Here is a 16039-nt window from a genome sequence, read left to right on the forward strand (position 1 = left end):
GGACCAGAGCAGAGAGGCGGCTGGTAAGGACTGGACGGATACCGGGCTGATCTTCACGACCCGTACCGGCCAACCGATCAACCCGCACAACTTCAACCGCAGCTTCGACCAGCGATGCGCCAAGGCGGGCGTCCGCAAGATCACCGTCCATGACACCCGGCACACCTGCGCGACGCTCCTCGCCGCGCTGGACGTCCATCCCCGCGTCGCCATGCGCGTCCTGCGCCATGCGCAGATCGCCGTCACCATGGAGGTCTACACCGAGGTCTCCGACGCCAAGACCCTCAAGGCGCTCAAGCGCCTCGGCAAGCAGTTCGACCTGTAGACGGCGGTAGTAGTCGTAGCTGTACTTCGCTGCTGTACGGCATGCAAAGAGCCCCCTTCCATGATCGGAAGGGGGCTCTGAACTGGTGGGCGATACTGGGTTCGAACCAGTGACCTCTTCGGTGTGAACGAAGCGCTCTCCCACTGAGCTAATCGCCCCGGACGGTCCGCTTGGGGCGTTCCGTCGCGTGAAAAGAGTAGCGCATCCTGAAGGGTTCCCGCGCATCGTCGGTGGATCAGCGGACGCCGCGGGGGCGGAACTGGACGCTGATGCGGGGGCCGGTGGGGCGGGTGGTCTTGGGGATGGCGTGTTCCCAGGTGCGCTGGCAGCTGCCGCCCATGACGAGGAGGTCGCCGTGGCCGAGGTTGTGGCGGAGGGGGGCGGTGGCGCCGATGCGGGGGCGCAGCAGTAGGGGGCGTGGGGTGCCCAGGGAGAGGATGGCGACCATGGTGTCCTCGGTGCGGCCGCGGCCGATGGTGTCGCCGTGCCAGGCGACGCTATCGCGGCCGTCGCGGTAGAGGCACAGGCCGGCGGTGCGGAAGGGCTCGCCGAGTTCGGGGGCGTAGTGGTCGTTGAGGATCCGCAGGGCTTCGTCCAGGGCGGGGTCGGGGAGAGGGGCGTGCTCGTCGTAGAAGGCGAGCAGGCGGGGAACGTCGATCACCCGCTCGTACATGCGGCGGCGTTCGGCGCGCCAGGGGACGCGGTGGAGCAGGCGTTGGAACAGGGTGTCCGCCCCGCCGATCCAACCGGGGCGGAGGTCGATCCAGGCGCCGTGGGCGAGGGGCGTGCGCCTGACCAGGGCGCCGAGAGGGCCGGGGTGCACCTCATCGTCGCAGGTCAGCAGAGATCCCTGAAACGGAGGTGTCATGGTCTGAGTCTAGGAGGTCTGTCAAACATGTGTTCGAGCGGCGGATGATGGGGCGGGTATCGCCGGTCACCGGCGGGGGCCGGTGACATGATGGGGCTGTGCTCGTGCCCTGCCGTCTGCTCCGCGCCTCGGCCTTCGCGGCCGTGTGCGTGTCCCTGACGATGGCCGGGCACGCCGCCGCCTCCCGCGAGGCGGTGCCGTGGGCCGCGGCCGGGGTCGGCGGCTTGGGAGTGCTCGGAGTCGCCTGGTTGCTGGCGGGCCATGAGCGTTCGGTCTGCACCATCCTGGGCGGCCTGCTCGGTGGACAGTTTGGGCTGCACGTGCTGTTCGCGGCGGTGCAGGCCGGGCCCTCGGCGCACGCCGGGCACACGGCGGATGTGCCGGGGCTCGTCCCGGCGGGCCCGGGCATGACACTGGCGCACGTGGCCGCGGCGGCGGTCTCGGCCTGGTGGCTGTGGCGCGGGGAGCGGCTGGCCTGGTCGCTGGCGCGTCGGCTCGCCGCTTTCTCCCTGGCCTGTGTGTTCGTCCTGCTGGAGGTGGCGCCGGCCCTCGCGCGTCCGGCGGCGCGCCCCCGCAGTGGGCCGCCCGTGCCCGCGATGTCGGCGCTGCTGCGCCATTCGGTCGGGCTGCGGGGCCCGCCGTTCCGTTCGGTGTTTTCGGCGATCTGACAACCTAAGAACCGAACGGAAGAAATTCGTCATGCCCATGACGTGTGTCAACGCTGTCCGCAGAACGGCAGCCGTGACGGGCGCCGCGACGCTGGCCGTGGTCGCTCTGGCCGGTCCCGCCGTCGCCCATGTCACCGTCAACCCCCGGACGGCCGAGCAGGGTTCGTTCACCAAGGTGTCCTTCCGGGTCCCCAACGAACGGGACGGCGCCGGTACGACCAAGCTGCGGATCGACCTGCCGGCGGAGCAGCCGGTGGCGTTCGTGTCGGTACGGCCGGTGCCCGGCTGGAAGGTCGAGGTCGACAAGGCCAAGCTGGCCAAACCGGTCAAGATCGACGGCGGGGAACTGACCGAGGCGGTCTCCCGGATCACCTGGAGCGGCGGCCGCATCGACCCCGCGCAGTTCGAGGAGTTCGACGTCTCGATGGGGCCGCTGCCGACCGGGACCGACCGGATGGTGTTCAAGGCCGAGCAGACCTACTCCAACGGCGAGGTCGTCCGCTGGGACCAGGATCCCGGCGACGGCGGGAACGAGCCCGAGCACCCGGCGCCCGTCCTGGCGCTCACCCCGAAGGCGGCCGGGAGCGATCACCACGCGGGCCCGGCCGCGCAGGTCAAGGACGACGGAGACGCCTCCGACGGTGACGGGACCGCCCGGCTGCTGGGCGGGGCCGGGCTGGGGGTCGGCGTCCTCGGCGTGGTGATCGGCGGTCTGGGACTGGTCCGCGGCCGGGGGCGGTCATGAAGCCGGGGGTGGTCATGAACGGGGCGCGGGCGCTGGTCCTGGCGGTCGTGGCGGCGCTGTCGGCCGTTGTGCTCACGGCGGGCCCGGCGCAAGCCCACACGTCGCTCAAGGAGTCCTCGCCGGCGAAGGGCGCGACCGTGCCGTCCCCTTCGCAGATCGTGCTGACGTTCACCGAACGGGTGATCGTGCCGCAGGTGGTGGTGACCGACGATTCCGGCGCCCGGCACCAGAGCGGGGCGCCCAAGGCGGTCGACGAGAAGGTCACCCAGCCGATCGAGGGCACGCTGGAGCCGGGCACGTACACGGTCGCCTGGCGAGTGGTCTCCGTCGACGGCCACCCGGTGACCGGCACCTACAAGTTCACCGTCGAGGGCGCGCCGGGCACGCCGGCGCCGTCCGCCACGCCCGGCCAGACGGCGCCGGCGGCGCCGTCACCGGCGGTGACGAGCACTCCCGCCGCTTCCGGGAGCGGCGGTTCGAACTGGCTGTGGGTCGGTCTCGTGGCGCTGGTGGTCGTGCTCCTGATCGCGGGGGCCGGTCTGGTCCGGCGGCGCGGAGCCGGCCGCTGACGGCGGCCGTCCGCCGCCCCACCGGGCGGCGGACGGCTCCGGGCCGTGACCCGGACGGCTCCGCGCCCGGTAGGGCGTGCCCGCGGCGGCTCTCGGTGAGGCCGGTCCGCGCGGTCGGCGGAACGGTTCAGTAGGGCCTGGCGGCCTTCTTCCAGGCCGGGGCGATCTGGCCGGTCCCGTACCGCGGGTAGGAGATCCGCGCCGGGTCGCCGTCGGAGGTGTAGCGGTTGCCCTCCTCGGTGGCCAGCCTGTCCAGCCACTGCGTGGAGGCGTAGTTCGCCTCCTCCCCATGGGCCCCCTGTGAGCGGATCCGCGGGATGTTGTACGGATCGAAGGAGGCGTCGAAGGGGGAGGGCGCCGGGTTGGCGCCCGCCAGGAAGACGCCCTTGTGCTCGTAGCGGATGCCGCGGTCCTCGCCGCGCACCGCCAGCGCGGGCGGCTTGGGCTGGATGCCGAACGGCAGCGCCAGCGTCCGCACCGTCGCACCGGGCACCGCGGCGATGATGTCCCGCTGGTTGACCGCGATCTCCCGGCGGACCTTCGCGGCGTCCGACGTGCCCAGGTTGGCATGGGTCGAGGTGTGGTTGCCGATCTCGAAGCCGTGCTCGTGCAGCCAGGTCAGCGTCCGCCTGCCGCCCGGTTCGTTGAACGGCCTGCTGTTGACGAACATGGTGGCCACCGGCCGGAACCCCGGATGGCGGCGGCCGGCGTCCAGCAGGATCGCCACCGCGGTGTCCGGCCGGGGCTTGCCGTCGGCGCTCAGCGTCAGCTGGCTGACCGAGGCGTCGTCGAAGGTCAGCACCACCGGATGCTTGCCGGCCGGGATGTCGATCCGCCCGGTGACGTACTCGGCCGCGGTGATCGGCACGTAGCCCTCGCGGGCCAGCCGGTCCAGTTCCGCGCGGAAGTCGGCCGGGGTGCGGTCATGGATCGCCGCCGGGTGGGCGGCGATCCGGTGGTACATCAGCACCGGTATCTGGCCGAGTTCGTTGGCGCGGACGGCGGCCGGGTTGACCGGCCGCGCCGAGGTGCTCGCGGAGCGGTGCCCGCCCGCCTTCCGGGCCTCGTCCGACGTGCCGGAGCAGGCCGCGGCCGCCAGCGCGATGGCCGCCGCGGCGGCCGTGATCGTGCGAATCCCCATGGTCATGCGCTCTTCTCGGTCGTCCCCGGCCGCAGCGCGTCGGGGTGGTAACGGACGGACGGGTCCCACAGCAGGAACGAGCGGCTGCCGGTCCTGGCCGCCGCGTCGATCTGCGCTCTGACCTCGGCGGTGCCATAGGGGCGTCCCGCCGAGAAGTCCTGCAGCCAGGGGATGACCTGTGCCGGGGTGCCCTGGAGCGCCTTGCGGAAGGCCAGCAGCGAGGTGTACACGGTCTGCTGGGGATCGGCGTCGGGGTTCTTGATCCCGAACTCGCCCGCCCGCCAGCGCGAGGGGTAGACCATGGGCGAGACGTAGTCGACGTTCCGGCCGATCTTGGTGACGTCCTGTCCGACCTCCAGTGGCCGGATCACGGCGGTGCCGTGGACGGAGGCGCCGAGGAACGCGCCGTGCGGGCGCACCAGCCGGCGGGCCTCGGCGAGGAAGGAGGCCACGCTGTCCTCCACCGACCCCTTCAGCCCCGGAAAGCTCATCGACTTCAGCGGACCGTCCGGGCGGCGCACGTGGTCGTAGAGGATGTCGTCGAAGCCGAGCCTGGCCGCCTCCACCGCCAGATCGATGTTGTACCTGCGGACCTCGGGGTCGGCGATGTTGGTGAACGACTGCGCTCCGTAGGCGCCTCCGTCGGGAGCGCGGACCAGGCGGTCGCGCCGGCCCGCAAGCCAGGACGCCTTGCCCAACTGCGGGTCACGGAAGGCGACGATGCGGCCGATGACCCGCACCTTCATGCCGTGTAACCGGTCGAGGGTCTTGCGGGCGTCGTAGAGGGGGCGGGCCGCCTTGACGTCCTGGGCCAGCGGGACCTGGGAGTCGTAGCCGACGATGCCGTCCTCGTTCTTGATGTCCAGCTGAACGGTGTTGATCCGGCCCTCGCGGATCATTTTCAGCACCCTGTCGCGCAGCGGCTCCGACGCCCAGGCCTGGGCGGTGACGTGCACGGCGCGGATCTCCGGATGCGGCACGACCACCGGAACCCGGTGGTCGGCGCGGTTGCCGGCGGCGTCGTAGGCGGTGATCCGCACGGCGTCCGGCGGGACCTTGTAGACCAGTGCGAACTTCCCGTCCCGCACCTTGACCGGCCGCCCGTCGCTGGTCACCCGGACCGCGTCGGTGACCCGGCCGGACAGCGAGAACGGCCGGCGCAGTCCGGGGGCCCGCAGGTGGGGCGTCGAACCGTTCGCACCGGCCGTCCGCAGGCCGTCCATCTTGACCGAGGGGGGCGTGGTGTCGACGGTGAAGCGGCGGGTGATGGTGCCCGCCGCCAGCGGCAGGCTGCCGGGGGCGGTGACGGTCAGCTTGTGCTCGCCGTCGGTGAGGGGGCTGAGCCGGGCCATCAGCCGGTTGCCCCGGATGCGCAGGGGCAGTGGCCGGCCGTCCAGCCGGGCGCGCACCTTGCCCGGTTCGCCGGCTTCGATGGCCAGGATCTGCCGGTTCAGGTCGGCGCGGCCCAGCACCGCGCCGTCCCGGACGGCGTTCACGCGCAACTCGGGCCCGGCGATCTGTCTGATCACCAGGCCCCCCGCGACCAGGGCGGCCGTCACCGCCGCCGTGGCGCCCGCGGCCACCAGCCATGGCCGCGCGCTTGTGATGGTCTTCATCGCCTGAGAACCCCCGATGCGAACGTACGGAGAGATCACTCCGTGTTAGGTGATGTGACCGTACGTTGCGAGCCCAAAACATGCGGGCCCGGTCCCCGGTCATCGCATCGGGGGCGGTGTTCTCAGGCTGGGCGGGGGTCGCCCGGTCGGCGTCCGCGGTTCCGCGGCCGTCTCCCGGAGCGGTCCCGCGGCGGGGTCAGGTGCTGCGGATGATGTCGCGCACCCTGTCGATCACGGACGCCACCGGGCCCACCGCCAGGTTGGCGGTCGCGCTCTCCACGCCGGGATGCGGGTGGGTGGGCGCGGTGGCCTCGGCCGCCCTGACCGCCGCGGCCATGGCCCGGCGCTGGGTGTCGCTGAACTCGTCCTTCAGCCGGTAGAACTCGTAGCGCTCCTCGGCCCGGGCGTGGGTGAGGACGGACACGCGCAGCTTGTCGAGCTTGGGCAGGAACTGCGGATCGTGGATGTCCATGCCGTCCAGTTCCGACAGCAGTTCCTTGGCCTCGCGCTCCTCGGCCAGCCGGTCGTCGACGATGCCCTCACCGCCCGGCAGGCTGCGGCGGGAGACCGGGTGCACGATCTCCTCCTCGGCGGTCTCGTGCACCGCCAGCAGTTGCACCAGCCGCCGGAACGACTCCCGGCGCTGCTCGCCGGAGTGCTCCAGCACCTCGGCGAACAGGTCGCGGATCATCGAGTGCTGGTGGACGAGCAGGTCGATCACGTCCATCTCGGTCTTGGTCTGGGTCATCGGTGCTCCTTGCAGCGGATTGTCGGTGCCCGCCGCCCCTACCCGGCGCCGGGCCCGCCATACCGGACAGTAGGGACATTTGGATCAAATGAAATTTACGGGGCCGAAAGGTGATGGGTGGCGAACCCCGGGTACGGCGAACCACCCGACGACACAGTGAGGTAGCGCTATGACGTTCAACCCGCTCGAACACCGCGGCATCCCGCTGGACCGGCAGTTGCGGAACTGGCGAGAGCTCAACGTCGAGCCGGTCGATCCCGACCGCGCCGATCCCTACACCAAGTGCCGGATCATCACCCTGAACGGCATCGAGATCGAATCGATCATGTTCAGCCACCACTTCGCGCGAGTCTGTCCGGATCTGGAGATCAAGCAGCAACTCGCGGAGGTCCGCTATATCGAGCAGCAGCAGCAGAAGGTGGTCAACTGGCTGCTGCCCGGGCAGTCCTCGGTGCTGGAGACCACGATCTCCTACGAGCAGGTGGCCACCGACCTCACCGCCTGGGTGGCGCGGATGGAGCCCGACCCCTACCTCAGGCAGGCCTACGAGTTCGGCGTGCTGGAGGACTTCGACCACCTGTACCGGTACGCCAACCTGTACGAGATGATCGAGCACCGCAAGGCGGAGAAGATCGTTGACAATCTCACCGAGGTCATCCCGGGCCGGCCCACGCCGCTGCACCACCGGGACCCGGTGGACAACGTGCGCGAACCCTACAACCGCAACGAGGCCGACCCGATCTCCAAGCTGCACGCGCTGACCATCATGTCGGCCGAGCAGCAGACGATGAACTTCTACATGAACGTCGGCCCGCTGTACATGGAGCCGATCGCCCGGCAGCTCTACCAGGAGATCGGGCTGATCGAGGAGGAGCACGTCACCCACTACGAGTCCCTGGTCGACCCGGGGGAGACCTGGTGGGAGCGGCTGGTCAACCACGAGTACAACGAGTGCTACGTCTACTACTCGTTCATGGAGACCGAGAGCGACCCGCGGGTGAAGGCCGTCTGGGAGCTGCACCTGAACATGGAGCTGGAGCACCTGCGGCTGGCCTGCGACATGATGCGCAAGCACGACGGGCGCGACCCGGAGTCGATCCTGGCCCGCGAGCTGCCGGCGCCGCTCACCTTCGAGCCCAACAAGGAGTACCTGCGCAACCTGCTGGCGACCCAGGTGGACCTCACCACGCTCGGCACCGGCTACGTGCGGGAGGCGCACGAGCGGTTCGAGCGGATGCAGGAGCGGATCCACGACGCGGTGACGCCGCCGAGCGACGCCGTCATCGACGAGCACCGCGAGATGTACGGCGACGAGTACCGCCTGCAGACCGAGGGCGAGCACCCCGTGAAGAGCCTGCAGCACGTGCGCGCCAAGCGCTGACGGAGGGCGGCTGAGGAACGGCCGAGGGACGGGCGGGGAGCACCCCTGATGGCGGTGCTCTCCGCCCGTCCGCCGCATGTCCCTCGGCTCCGAGGCCTTCCGCCCAGCCTCCGTCAACTCCAAGGTCTTCTCTTAGTCTCCGTCAACTCCGAGGTCTTCTGTTAGTCTCCGTCAACTCCGAGGTCTTCTGTTAGTGCCCTCCCGCCAAGCCGTACGCGAACGTGTCCGTACCGTCACCTCGCCCCGGCGACTGTGGACGGTGGGTCACAGCGACCAGCCCACAGCCCTCTTCATCACCAGGCTGGTGGTGACCGCCGTGCTGGCGTACCTGATCGCCTTGTGGCTGCTGGCCGAGCCGGCCCCGGTGCTGGCGCCGCTGACCGCGCTGCTGGTCGTCCAGGTCTCGCTGTTCCAGACGCTGCGCAGCGCGGTGCAGCGGATCATCAGCGTGACCGCGGGGGTGATCCTGGCCGTCTTCCTGGTCGGCTGGCTGGGCTTCACCTGGTGGAGCCTGGGCGTGACCATCGCCGTGGCCCTGCTGCTGGGCCGGATGCTTCGGCTCGGCGACAACCTGCTGGAGGTCCCGATCAGCGCGATGCTGATCCTGCAGCTGGGCAGCGACACCGCCGCCGCCGAACGGGTGAAGGAGACGCTGATCGGCGCCGGGGTGGGGCTGCTGGCCGGGCTGCTGGCCGCCCCGGTGCGGGTGCGGCCCGCCCAGGAGGCGGTCGACGAGCTGGGCCGCTCGATGCAGGACCTGCTGGACCGGATGGCCGAGGGGCTGCGGGCCGAGCCCGACGACCGGACCACGGCCGACTGGATGGAACGCTCCCGCAGGCTGACGGACGACATCCAGGAGGTGGACCAGGCGCTGACCGAGGCTGAGGAGAGCGCCCGGCTCAATCCCAGGACCCGGATCGGGGTGACGCCGGGCCCCGGGCCGGCGCTGCGGTCCGCCATGCAGCACCTGGCGCACTCGGTGCTCGGCATCCACGCGCTGGCCCGCTCGATGGCCGACCGTACCGGGCTGCTGATGCGGGACCGGACCGGTCTCGGCGCCGAGATGTGGGAGGCCGACGTGCGGACACGACTGGCGGTCGTGCTGCGCGAGCTGGCCACCGCCACCCGTCTGTACACGCGGGCGGCCACTACCTCCTCCGCCGACGACGCGGTACGGCTCGTCACCGCCCTGGAGTCTCGCCTGTCGCAGGCGCGGCGCTGCCGCGACGACCTGGGCCGGCTGCTGCGCGAGGACCCCGGCCACTGGCCGCTGCACGGTGAGCTGCTGGTCCACCTGGACCGCCTGATCGACGAACTGCGGGCCGCCGGGCAGGGTCCGGTCACCCAGCGTCCCGGCCGTCGCCGCCGCCCCATCGCCCGCGGCGCCCGGCGGCGGGTCAGGACGCGGATCCCGATCCTGCCCGGGGCGATGGCCGAACGGCGCCGGAACGTCCCCTCCGAACGGCCGCCCTCACCCCAACGGACGTCCCTGCCGGAGCAGCCGACCCCCTCCGAGCGGGCCGCCCCCTCCGAGCGGGGTGGCCCTTGAGAGCGAGCCGTCCTCTCTAAGCAGGTTGGTCCCTATGAGTAGGCCCTCTGTCGGAGCGGGGCAGCCCTTCAGAGGGGCCGTCCTCTCTGAGCAGGTTGGTCCCTGTGAGCAGGCCGTTCCCTCCGGGCGTGACGTCGGTCGGTGCGGCTGAGGCGCCCGTTCTGCACTAGTTGGCGGTGCCATCTAGATAGCCGTGCTAGCTTGTTGCGGGTGGATCAAGAACGGCGTGGCCAGTGGCTGCGCGGAGTACTGGACCTGTGCGTGCTCGCCGCGCTCGTCCGCCGGGAGTCCTACGGCTACGAGCTGGCGCAGTCGCTGGACGCGGCCGGGCTCGGGCCCATCCGCGGCGGCACCCTGTATCCGGTGCTGCTGCGCCTGCAACGCACCGGCATGGTGACCGCGCAGTGGCGGGAGGGCGAGGCGGGCCCGGCCCGCAAGTACTACCGGATCACCGAGTCCGGCGGCGAGGTGCTGCGGCGCACCGCGGCCGACTGGGAGTCCTTCGCGGGCGGGGTGAGCGCGATTCTGCGGGAGGTGGCCGCGCGATGAATGACGCGACGAACGACGTGAGGGAGCACGCGGGGGAGCATGACGCCTGGCTGGCGGCCCTGGACGGGGAGTTGCGGCGGCGCGGGATCGAGCCGGGGCTGGCCCGGCATGTGGTCGCGGAGGCGGCCGCGCACCTGCGCGACAGCCGGCAACCGCCGCTGGCCGCGTTCGGGCGGCCCGACGTCTACGCGGCGGCGGTCGCCGACAGCGTCGGGGAGCCGGTCTCCGGCGCCCGCCGGCCGCCCCCGGGGCCGGTCCGGCTGGAGGCGCGCGGGATCGTCAAGCGGTACCGCCGCCGGCCGGTCCTGGCCGGCGTCGACCTGACCGTGCGGGCCGGGCAGATCGCCGCCATCGTGGGCGCCAACGGCTGCGGCAAGAGCACCCTGCTGCGGATCTGCGCCGGGATGGTCTCCCCCGACCGGGGACGGGTCCACGTGCACGGCACCCTCGGGTACTGCCCGCAGGACGGGGGCACCAGTGAGTTCCTCGTCCCCGACGAGCATTTCGTGCTGGTCGGCGCGGGCCGGGGGATGGGCCGCGCCGCCGCCGTCGGCGCGGGCCGCGCGCACGCCGCCGCCCTCGACTGGAACCCCGCCGGCGCCGGACAGGCCCGGCTGCTGTCCGGGGGCACCCGGCAGAAGCTCAACCTGGTCATGGCCGGGCTCGGCGATCCCGACGTGCTGCTGCTCGACGAGCCCTACCAGGGCTTCGACCGCGGCGCCTACGTCGACTTCTGGCACCAGCTGTGGCGGTGGCGGGACGCCGGCAAGGCGATCGTCGTCGTCACCCACCTGCTCGACCGGCTCGACCGGGTCGACACCGTGCTCGACCTCACCCCCGTTCCGGAACCGGAGATCCGCGCATGACCAAGGTGCTGACCGTGGCCGACATGACGCTGCGGGAGATCCTGCGGCGCCGCGCGGTGCTGGTGATCATTGCGATGATGCCGCTGGCCTTCTACCTGAGCCGCCGCGGCGACCACCTCGGCCAGTCCATCCGGTTCGTGTGCCTGGGGCTGGGCTGGGCGCTGAGCACGGCGGCGCTGTTCACCGGGGGCGCCGCCCGCGGGCTCGAACCCCGGCTGCGGCTGTCGGGCTACCGGGCGCACCAGCTGTACCTGGGCCGGCTCGTCGCGCTGTGGGCGGCCGGAGGACTGCTGTCGGCGCCCTACTTCCTGCTCATCTTGGTCGACCAGGACGGGGTATCGCACGGTGCCATCGCCCTGATCATGGTGCTGACGGTGGCGGTGGCCGCGCCGTTCGGGCTGGCGCTCAGCGCGCTGCTGCCCCGCGAGCTGGAGGGCACCCTGCTGCTGCTCACCGTGGTCGGCCTGCAGATGATCATGGATCCCGCCGACGCCTCGTCCCGGCTGCTGCCTTTCTGGTTCAGCCGCGAGATCGCCACCTATGCCGTCGACCACACCGACACCAGCTATCTGGCCCGGGGTCTGGTCCACGGGGCGGTCTGCGCGCTGGTCCTCACCGCGCTGGTCGCGCTGCTGTCGGCCACCCGGCTGCGCCGCCGCCCCCACCTGCGCTTCGTCACCTGACCTGCCCTCCAAGACAGACCCCCGGACGCGCGGCCGCAGGGCGGACGGCCCTCACCCCGCCAGTGCTCGACCGGGATCGCCCGTCCGTTGCTCTGCGGAAGCCCCGGAGCGACGGGCGGGCGAGGGGCGCCCCCCTGGGGTCGCCTGCCTGGTCCGCCGGCCGGTCGTTTGGCCGGGTCGGCGCCGGGAAGCGCAGCGGCATGGATCATTCGCAGGCTCCCGTTCTCGACGCGCTGGCCGCCTACCGGCGGCGTGGCGACGTTCCGTTTACCCCACCCGGTCACAAGCAGGCGCGTGGCGCGGACCCGCGGGTCCGGGAGGTGCTGGGGGAGGCGGTGTTCCACTCGGATGTGCTGGCCATGTCCGGGCTGGACGACCGCCGCTCCTCGCACGGTGTGCTGGCGCAGGCGCAGCGGCTGATGGCCGACGCGGTGCACGCCGACCAGGCGTTCTTCTCCACCTGCGGCAGTTCGCTGTCGGTCAAGAGCGCGATGCTGGCGGTGGCCGGGCCGCACGAGAAGCTGATCGTCGGCAGGGACGCCCACAAGTCGGTGGTGTCCGGGCTGGTCCTCAGCGGCGTGCGGCCGATCTGGGTGGCGCCGCAGTGGGATCCCGAACTGCACCTGGCGCACCCGCCCACGCCCGAGTGCTTCGAGGCGGCGTTCGCCGAGCACCCGGACGCCCGCGGTGCGCTGGTCACCAGTCCGACCCCGTACGGCACCTGCGCCGACCTGCGCGCGATCGCCGAGGTCTGCCACCGCCACGGGCGGCCGTTGATCGTGGACGAGGCGTGGGGCGCGCACCTGCCGTTCCATCCGGACCTGCCCCTCTGGGGGATGGACGCCGGCGCCGACGTCTGCGTGACCAGCGTGCACAAGATGGGCGCCGGGCTGGAGCAGGGCTCGGTGTTCCACCAGCAGGGCGACCTGGTGGACCCCGACGTGCTCAAGTCGCGCGAGGACCTGCTGGGCACCACCAGCCCCTCGGTGCTGATCTACGCCGGGCTGGACGGCTGGCGGCGGCAGATGGTCCAGCGGGGGCAGAGCCTGCTGGACGCGGCGATCAAGCTGGCCGCCGAGACCGCCGAGCGCATCGGGGACATCGACGGGCTGCACGTCAACGGCCCGGAGTTCGTCGGGCCCGACCGCGCCCACGACCGCGACCCGCTACAGGTCGTCATCGACCTCGCCGGCCTCGGCACGTCCGGCTACCGTGCCGCCGACTGGCTGCGCGAGCACCACCACATCAACATGCACCTGGCCGACCACCGCCGGATCAGCGCCCAGTTCACCTTCGCCGACGACGCCGAGACCGCCGAGACGCTGGTGACCGCGCTGCGGGACTTGGTCGGGCATGCCAGCGAACTTGCCGACGCCCCCCGGGCGCGCATCCCGTCCCCCCGGCAGATGCGGCTGGAACTGGTGCACCTGCCGCGGGACGCGTTCTTCGGCCGCACCCGGCAAGTCCCGGCGAACCAGGCCGTCGGGGAGATCGCCGCCGAGATGCTCACGCCGTACCCGCCGGGCATCCCGGTGGTCCTGCCGGGGGAGCGCATCACCGGGCCGGTGCTGGACTACCTGCGCTCGGGAGTGCGGGCGGGAATGGTCATTCCCGACGCGGCCGACCCGTCCCTGGACAGCGTCCGCATCATGATCGCCAAATAACGTCCACCCCCGGGCAAAGCGCGGGCCGGGCTGCTTGTCCGGCGCGTCCGCGCAGGGAAGACCTTCGGCGACCCGTACTGCACACGAGGAGGCAGCACAGGATGACCGCCAGTGGATCCAGGGCGACCGACGCGTCCGCCGACATCGAGCGCACCCGTGCGGAGATCGGCGAGACCGTGCAGGCGTTGGCCGCCAAGACCGACATGAAGGCCCGGGCGCAGCGCAAGGCCGGCGAGGTCAGGGACAGGCTCGCCGACCGGGCCGGCGCCGCGGGCAGGGGGCCGGCGGTGCGCAGGTCGGGCGCGGGCCTGGTGGTGCTGGCCGCCGCGGCGACCGGGGTCTGGATGTGGCGCCGGCGCCGGATGCGCAACCGCAGCGCCTGGCACCACGCGACTCACCGGGCCCACCGGCGTGGGACCACGCAGTCCGAGTCGCGTGACCACGTGCGGAAGGGGTCAGGAGGTCAGCGAGGACGGCACCGCGTGCCCGGAGCCGTTCGCCTTCGAGCGGGTGACGACCTCGGCGTGCAGCGAGTCCCAGAAGGCCAGTTCCTGGTCCTCCTTGAGGTGCTCGATCTTGCCCCAGAACTCGCGGTCCTCGGCCTCGGCGGCCACCGCGGCGCTGATCGCCGGCATCATCGTGGTGGCGGCCTCGGCCTCCTCCAGCTGGGCTGGGGTGATGTCGGCCGGCAGCGCGACCGGGCGGCGGTGGTGCTTGCCGCGCTTGCGCACCCGCACCGGCGGGGCGGAGGGGACCTTGGCGGCGGCCGACCTGCCCGCCGCCAGCGCCACGGTGCCGACCACCGCGACCGCCACCAGGCCGCCCAGCACCATGTCCTGGCCGCCGACCGTGAACTGCCCGTCGGGCTTGGCGTCCTGGTTCTGCGTACGGGCCGTGCCCTGCTCGCCGGGCGCGGCCGCGGCGATCTCCTGCGGGGAGGGCGCGGGGGCGGCGTGCTTGGGCACGTACTTGTCGGGCTTGGCGGCGACCTTCACCTTGGCTGGGTAGCCGTACCCGACGATCATGCTGGAGTCGCGGACCTTCTCCTTGAGATGGACGCCGTCGACATTGGCCTCGATCGTGTGGATCTTCTTGCCGTCGACCTTCTTGACGATCCCGACATGGTCGATGGCGTCGATGTCGTTCGAGCCGTTCCAGTCGAAGAACACGATCGCGCCCGGCTCGGGCTCGGTGCCCCAGGCGTCGTTCTTGCGGAACCACTTGGCGTGGTCGACGGTGCCCGCGAACTGTCCGGCCTGCTCCGTCACGCCCGCCTTGTCGGCGGCCCAGGCGAGGAACATGTCACACCAGGGCGCCGTCTTGAAATAGGGGTCGTCATCGACGTTCTCGAACCACCAGTTGCCGAACTTGGTGTATCCGCCGGACTTCTCGGTATAGCCGAGCTCTTGCTCGGCGATGTCGAGCAGTTTCTTGCCTATCGAATCCATGTCTCTCCACAGCCGCCTACCGGGTTAGCTGTCGGGTTCGGACGAGGAGGCGCCCTACCGCACACGGCGGATTCACCCCGAGACGCTTGGCACAGGGGCGTCCCCTGAGCTTCCGCGGTGGGTCCCCGGTTCTTCGCGACGCCGGCTGCGCCGCGAACATTCGGCGGTCGGCTCGACCTCCAGGGTGGAGGTAGGTCACGAGCCGGTCTCGGGGGAATGTACTTGAGGTAAAGCACTTCCGGCAAGTCCTGGGACAAACCGGGTGTCGGTGCCTGAAAGCATGGTAAGCGCCAGGAAAGGGTTGTGCGCGGATGTTGTGAACATCCCTACAGTGGAGCGGGGGAGGACGAGCATGGCCGAGCGACGCGCCGCCCGCCGGGCGGTGCCCAGCGTGTACCGCAGTGCGGACGGTCGGGTCGAACTGCGTCCCGACCCCGAACGCGAGCACGGCTGGCTGCTGACCGTCGAGGGCGTGCCCCAGTCCTATGTCGACCTGGCCGACCCGACCTACCTCGGCTTCGAGTACATGCGGCTGATGGGCGACGTGGTCGACTGCCTCGGCGACGGGCGCGCTCCGATCGACGCCGTCCACGTCGGCGGCGGGGCCTGCACGCTGGCCCGCTACATCGCCGCCACCCGGCCCGGCTCCCGGCAGCTCGTGCTGGAGCCCGACGCCGGCCTCGTCCGGCTGGTGCGCGAGCGGCTGCCGCTGCGGGGCGTGCGGGGGCTGCGGATCCGGGTGGTCGACGGGCTGGCGGGCGTGGCCGCGCTGCCCGACGCCTCCGACGACCTGGTGGTGCTCGACGCGTTCGCCGACGCCGCCCTCCCCCTGGAGCTGGCCTGCCTGGAGTTCTGCGGCGACGTGCGGCGAGTGCTGCGGCCCGGCGGCGGCTACCTGGTCAACATGGCCGACGGGCACCGGCTGGAGTTCGCCCGGCGGATGGTGGCCACCGTCCGGGAGGTCTTCCCGCACACGCTGCTGCTGGCCGAGCCCGGCGTGCTGCGCGGCCGCCGCTTCGGCAACCTCGTGCTGGCCGCCTCCGACACCGAGCTGCCCGTCGCCGAGCTGACCAGGCGGGCGGCCGGCGGCATGGTCCGCGCCCGGTGCATGGACACCGATGCCCTGGCCGGCTTCTGCGCCGGGGCCGCCCCGCTGCGGCGCGGCGAGCACGTGATGGTCCCGGTGCCGCCCGAGACCGCCTTCGGCCGCCCCTGACGC

Annotated in this window: 16 protein-coding genes, 1 tRNA gene, 1 pseudogene and 1 riboswitch; of the genes and pseudogenes, 12 read left to right on the forward strand and 6 right to left on the reverse strand. The window is 71.8% G+C overall.

The window, feature by feature from the left end:
* On the forward strand, window positions 1-325 hold a 325-nt coding region (locus tag C4U03_RS32985), incomplete at its 5' end, for a tyrosine-type recombinase/integrase (protein ID WP_160147178.1).
* Window positions 326-408: 83 nt separating this feature from the next.
* On the opposite strand, the gene C4U03_RS32990 is transcribed toward C4U03_RS32985, so the two are convergent.
* Window positions 409-483 (reverse strand) — tRNA-Val (locus C4U03_RS32990).
* A gap of 77 nt (window positions 484-560) precedes the next feature.
* The gene (locus C4U03_RS32995) at window positions 561-1193 is read right to left on the reverse strand and encodes an alpha-ketoglutarate-dependent dioxygenase AlkB (RefSeq protein ID WP_103943611.1); all 633 of its coding nucleotides are present in this window, start codon (window positions 1191-1193) and stop codon (window positions 561-563) included.
* A 98-nt stretch (window positions 1194-1291) separates the two neighbouring features.
* Between C4U03_RS32995 and C4U03_RS33000 the strand changes: the two genes are divergently transcribed.
* The 3 genes from C4U03_RS33000 to C4U03_RS33010 all read left to right on the forward strand — a co-directional run bounded on the left by C4U03_RS33000 (window position 1292) and on the right by C4U03_RS33010 (window position 3175).
* Complete coding sequence (locus tag C4U03_RS33000; protein WP_103943613.1) at window positions 1292-1861, forward strand: hypothetical protein; 570 nt, start codon at window positions 1292-1294, stop codon at window positions 1859-1861.
* Between the two features lie 73 nt (window positions 1862-1934).
* Complete coding sequence (locus C4U03_RS33005; RefSeq protein WP_235018291.1) at window positions 1935-2606, forward strand: YcnI family copper-binding membrane protein; 672 nt, start codon at window positions 1935-1937, stop codon at window positions 2604-2606.
* Entirely contained in the window at window positions 2603-3175 is a 573-nt protein-coding gene (locus C4U03_RS33010; RefSeq protein WP_103943616.1) for a copper resistance CopC family protein, read from the forward strand. The genes C4U03_RS33005 and C4U03_RS33010 overlap by 4 nt, the downstream gene beginning before the upstream one ends.
* Window positions 3176-3302: 127 nt before the next feature.
* Here the strand turns inward: C4U03_RS33010 and C4U03_RS33015 are convergent, their stop codons facing one another.
* The 3 genes from C4U03_RS33015 to C4U03_RS33025 form a co-directional block, all read right to left on the reverse strand.
* A complete protein-coding gene (locus C4U03_RS33015; RefSeq protein ID WP_103943618.1) occupies window positions 3303-4322 on the reverse strand; it encodes a polysaccharide deacetylase family protein in 1020 nt (339 codons plus the stop codon).
* Window positions 4319-5932 (reverse strand): putative glycoside hydrolase, encoded by a 1614-nt coding sequence (locus tag C4U03_RS33020; protein ID WP_103943620.1) that lies wholly within the window; start codon window positions 5930-5932, stop codon window positions 4319-4321. Before C4U03_RS33020 ends, C4U03_RS33015 begins: the two co-directional genes overlap by 4 nt.
* 196 nt (window positions 5933-6128) lie before the next feature.
* A complete protein-coding gene (locus C4U03_RS33025) occupies window positions 6129-6680 on the reverse strand; it encodes a hemerythrin domain-containing protein (protein WP_103943622.1) in 552 nt (183 codons plus the stop codon).
* A 169-nt stretch (window positions 6681-6849) separates the two neighbouring features.
* Here C4U03_RS33025 and C4U03_RS33030 point away from each other — a divergent pair, with 169 nt between their 5' ends.
* The 7 genes and pseudogenes from C4U03_RS33030 to C4U03_RS43070 all read left to right on the forward strand — a co-directional run.
* On the forward strand, window positions 6850-8061 hold the full coding sequence (locus tag C4U03_RS33030) for a hypothetical protein (protein ID WP_103943624.1): 1212 nt from the start codon (window positions 6850-6852) through the stop codon (window positions 8059-8061).
* A gap of 193 nt (window positions 8062-8254) precedes the next feature.
* Entirely contained in the window at window positions 8255-9610 is a 1356-nt protein-coding gene (locus tag C4U03_RS33035; RefSeq protein ID WP_160147179.1) for an FUSC family protein, read from the forward strand.
* A 210-nt stretch (window positions 9611-9820) separates the two neighbouring features.
* Complete coding sequence (locus C4U03_RS33040; RefSeq protein WP_103943628.1) at window positions 9821-10159, forward strand: PadR family transcriptional regulator; 339 nt, start codon at window positions 9821-9823, stop codon at window positions 10157-10159.
* Entirely contained in the window at window positions 10156-11025 is an 870-nt protein-coding gene (locus C4U03_RS33045; protein WP_103943630.1) for an ABC transporter ATP-binding protein, read from the forward strand. Before C4U03_RS33040 ends, C4U03_RS33045 begins: the two co-directional genes overlap by 4 nt.
* The gene (locus C4U03_RS33050) at window positions 11022-11708 is read left to right on the forward strand and encodes a hypothetical protein (protein WP_103943632.1); all 687 of its coding nucleotides are present in this window, start codon (window positions 11022-11024) and stop codon (window positions 11706-11708) included. Before C4U03_RS33045 ends, C4U03_RS33050 begins: the two co-directional genes overlap by 4 nt.
* Window positions 11709-11908: 200 nt before the next feature.
* Complete coding sequence (locus C4U03_RS42905; protein ID WP_103943635.1) at window positions 11909-13372, forward strand: aminotransferase class I/II-fold pyridoxal phosphate-dependent enzyme; 1464 nt, start codon at window positions 11909-11911, stop codon at window positions 13370-13372.
* Window positions 13373-13473: 101 nt separating this feature from the next.
* Window positions 13474-13611 (forward strand): annotated as a pseudogene (locus C4U03_RS43070) (DUF3618 domain-containing protein); the annotation flags it as partial.
* 216 nt (window positions 13612-13827) lie between these two features.
* On the opposite strand, the gene C4U03_RS33065 reads toward C4U03_RS43070, so the two are convergent.
* Entirely contained in the window at window positions 13828-14820 is a 993-nt protein-coding gene (locus C4U03_RS33065; protein WP_103943636.1) for a CHAP domain-containing protein, read from the reverse strand.
* Window positions 14819-14996, reverse strand: a riboswitch (cyclic di-AMP (ydaO/yuaA leader). Its footprint overlaps the gene before it by 2 nt.
* A 176-nt stretch (window positions 14997-15172) precedes the next feature.
* Between C4U03_RS33065 and C4U03_RS33070 the strand changes: the two genes are divergently transcribed.
* Window positions 15173-16036, forward strand: coding sequence for a spermidine synthase (locus C4U03_RS33070; protein WP_103943638.1), 864 nt, complete (start codon window positions 15173-15175; stop codon window positions 16034-16036).
* The last annotated feature ends 3 nt before the right edge of the window (window positions 16037-16039 follow it).

Source organism: Thermomonospora echinospora (assembly GCF_900108175.1).
In the GTDB taxonomy this organism is placed as follows: domain Bacteria; phylum Actinomycetota; class Actinomycetes; order Streptosporangiales; family Streptosporangiaceae; genus Thermomonospora; species Thermomonospora echinospora.

Coding starts and splice junctions, on each gene's coding strand:
- C4U03_RS32995 (WP_103943611.1), bottom strand. CDS start 1,193: ATGACACCTCCGTTTCAGGGATCTCTGCTGACCTGCGACGATGAGGTG.
- C4U03_RS33010 (WP_103943616.1), top strand. CDS start 2,603: ATGAAGCCGGGGGTGGTCATGAACGGGGCGCGGGCGCTGGTCCTGGCG.
- C4U03_RS33015 (WP_103943618.1), bottom strand. CDS start 4,322: ATGACCATGGGGATTCGCACGATCACGGCCGCCGCGGCGGCCATCGCG.
- C4U03_RS33020 (WP_103943620.1), bottom strand. CDS start 5,932: ATGAAGACCATCACAAGCGCGCGGCCATGGCTGGTGGCCGCGGGCGCC.
- C4U03_RS33025 (WP_103943622.1), bottom strand. CDS start 6,680: ATGACCCAGACCAAGACCGAGATGGACGTGATCGACCTGCTCGTCCAC.
- C4U03_RS33030 (WP_103943624.1), top strand. CDS start 6,850: ATGACGTTCAACCCGCTCGAACACCGCGGCATCCCGCTGGACCGGCAG.
- C4U03_RS33045 (WP_103943630.1), top strand. CDS start 10,156: ATGAATGACGCGACGAACGACGTGAGGGAGCACGCGGGGGAGCATGAC.
- C4U03_RS33050 (WP_103943632.1), top strand. CDS start 11,022: ATGACCAAGGTGCTGACCGTGGCCGACATGACGCTGCGGGAGATCCTG.
- C4U03_RS42905 (WP_103943635.1), top strand. CDS start 11,909: ATGGATCATTCGCAGGCTCCCGTTCTCGACGCGCTGGCCGCCTACCGG.
- C4U03_RS33065 (WP_103943636.1), bottom strand. CDS start 14,820: ATGGATTCGATAGGCAAGAAACTGCTCGACATCGCCGAGCAAGAGCTC.
- C4U03_RS33070 (WP_103943638.1), top strand. CDS start 15,173: ATGGCCGAGCGACGCGCCGCCCGCCGGGCGGTGCCCAGCGTGTACCGC.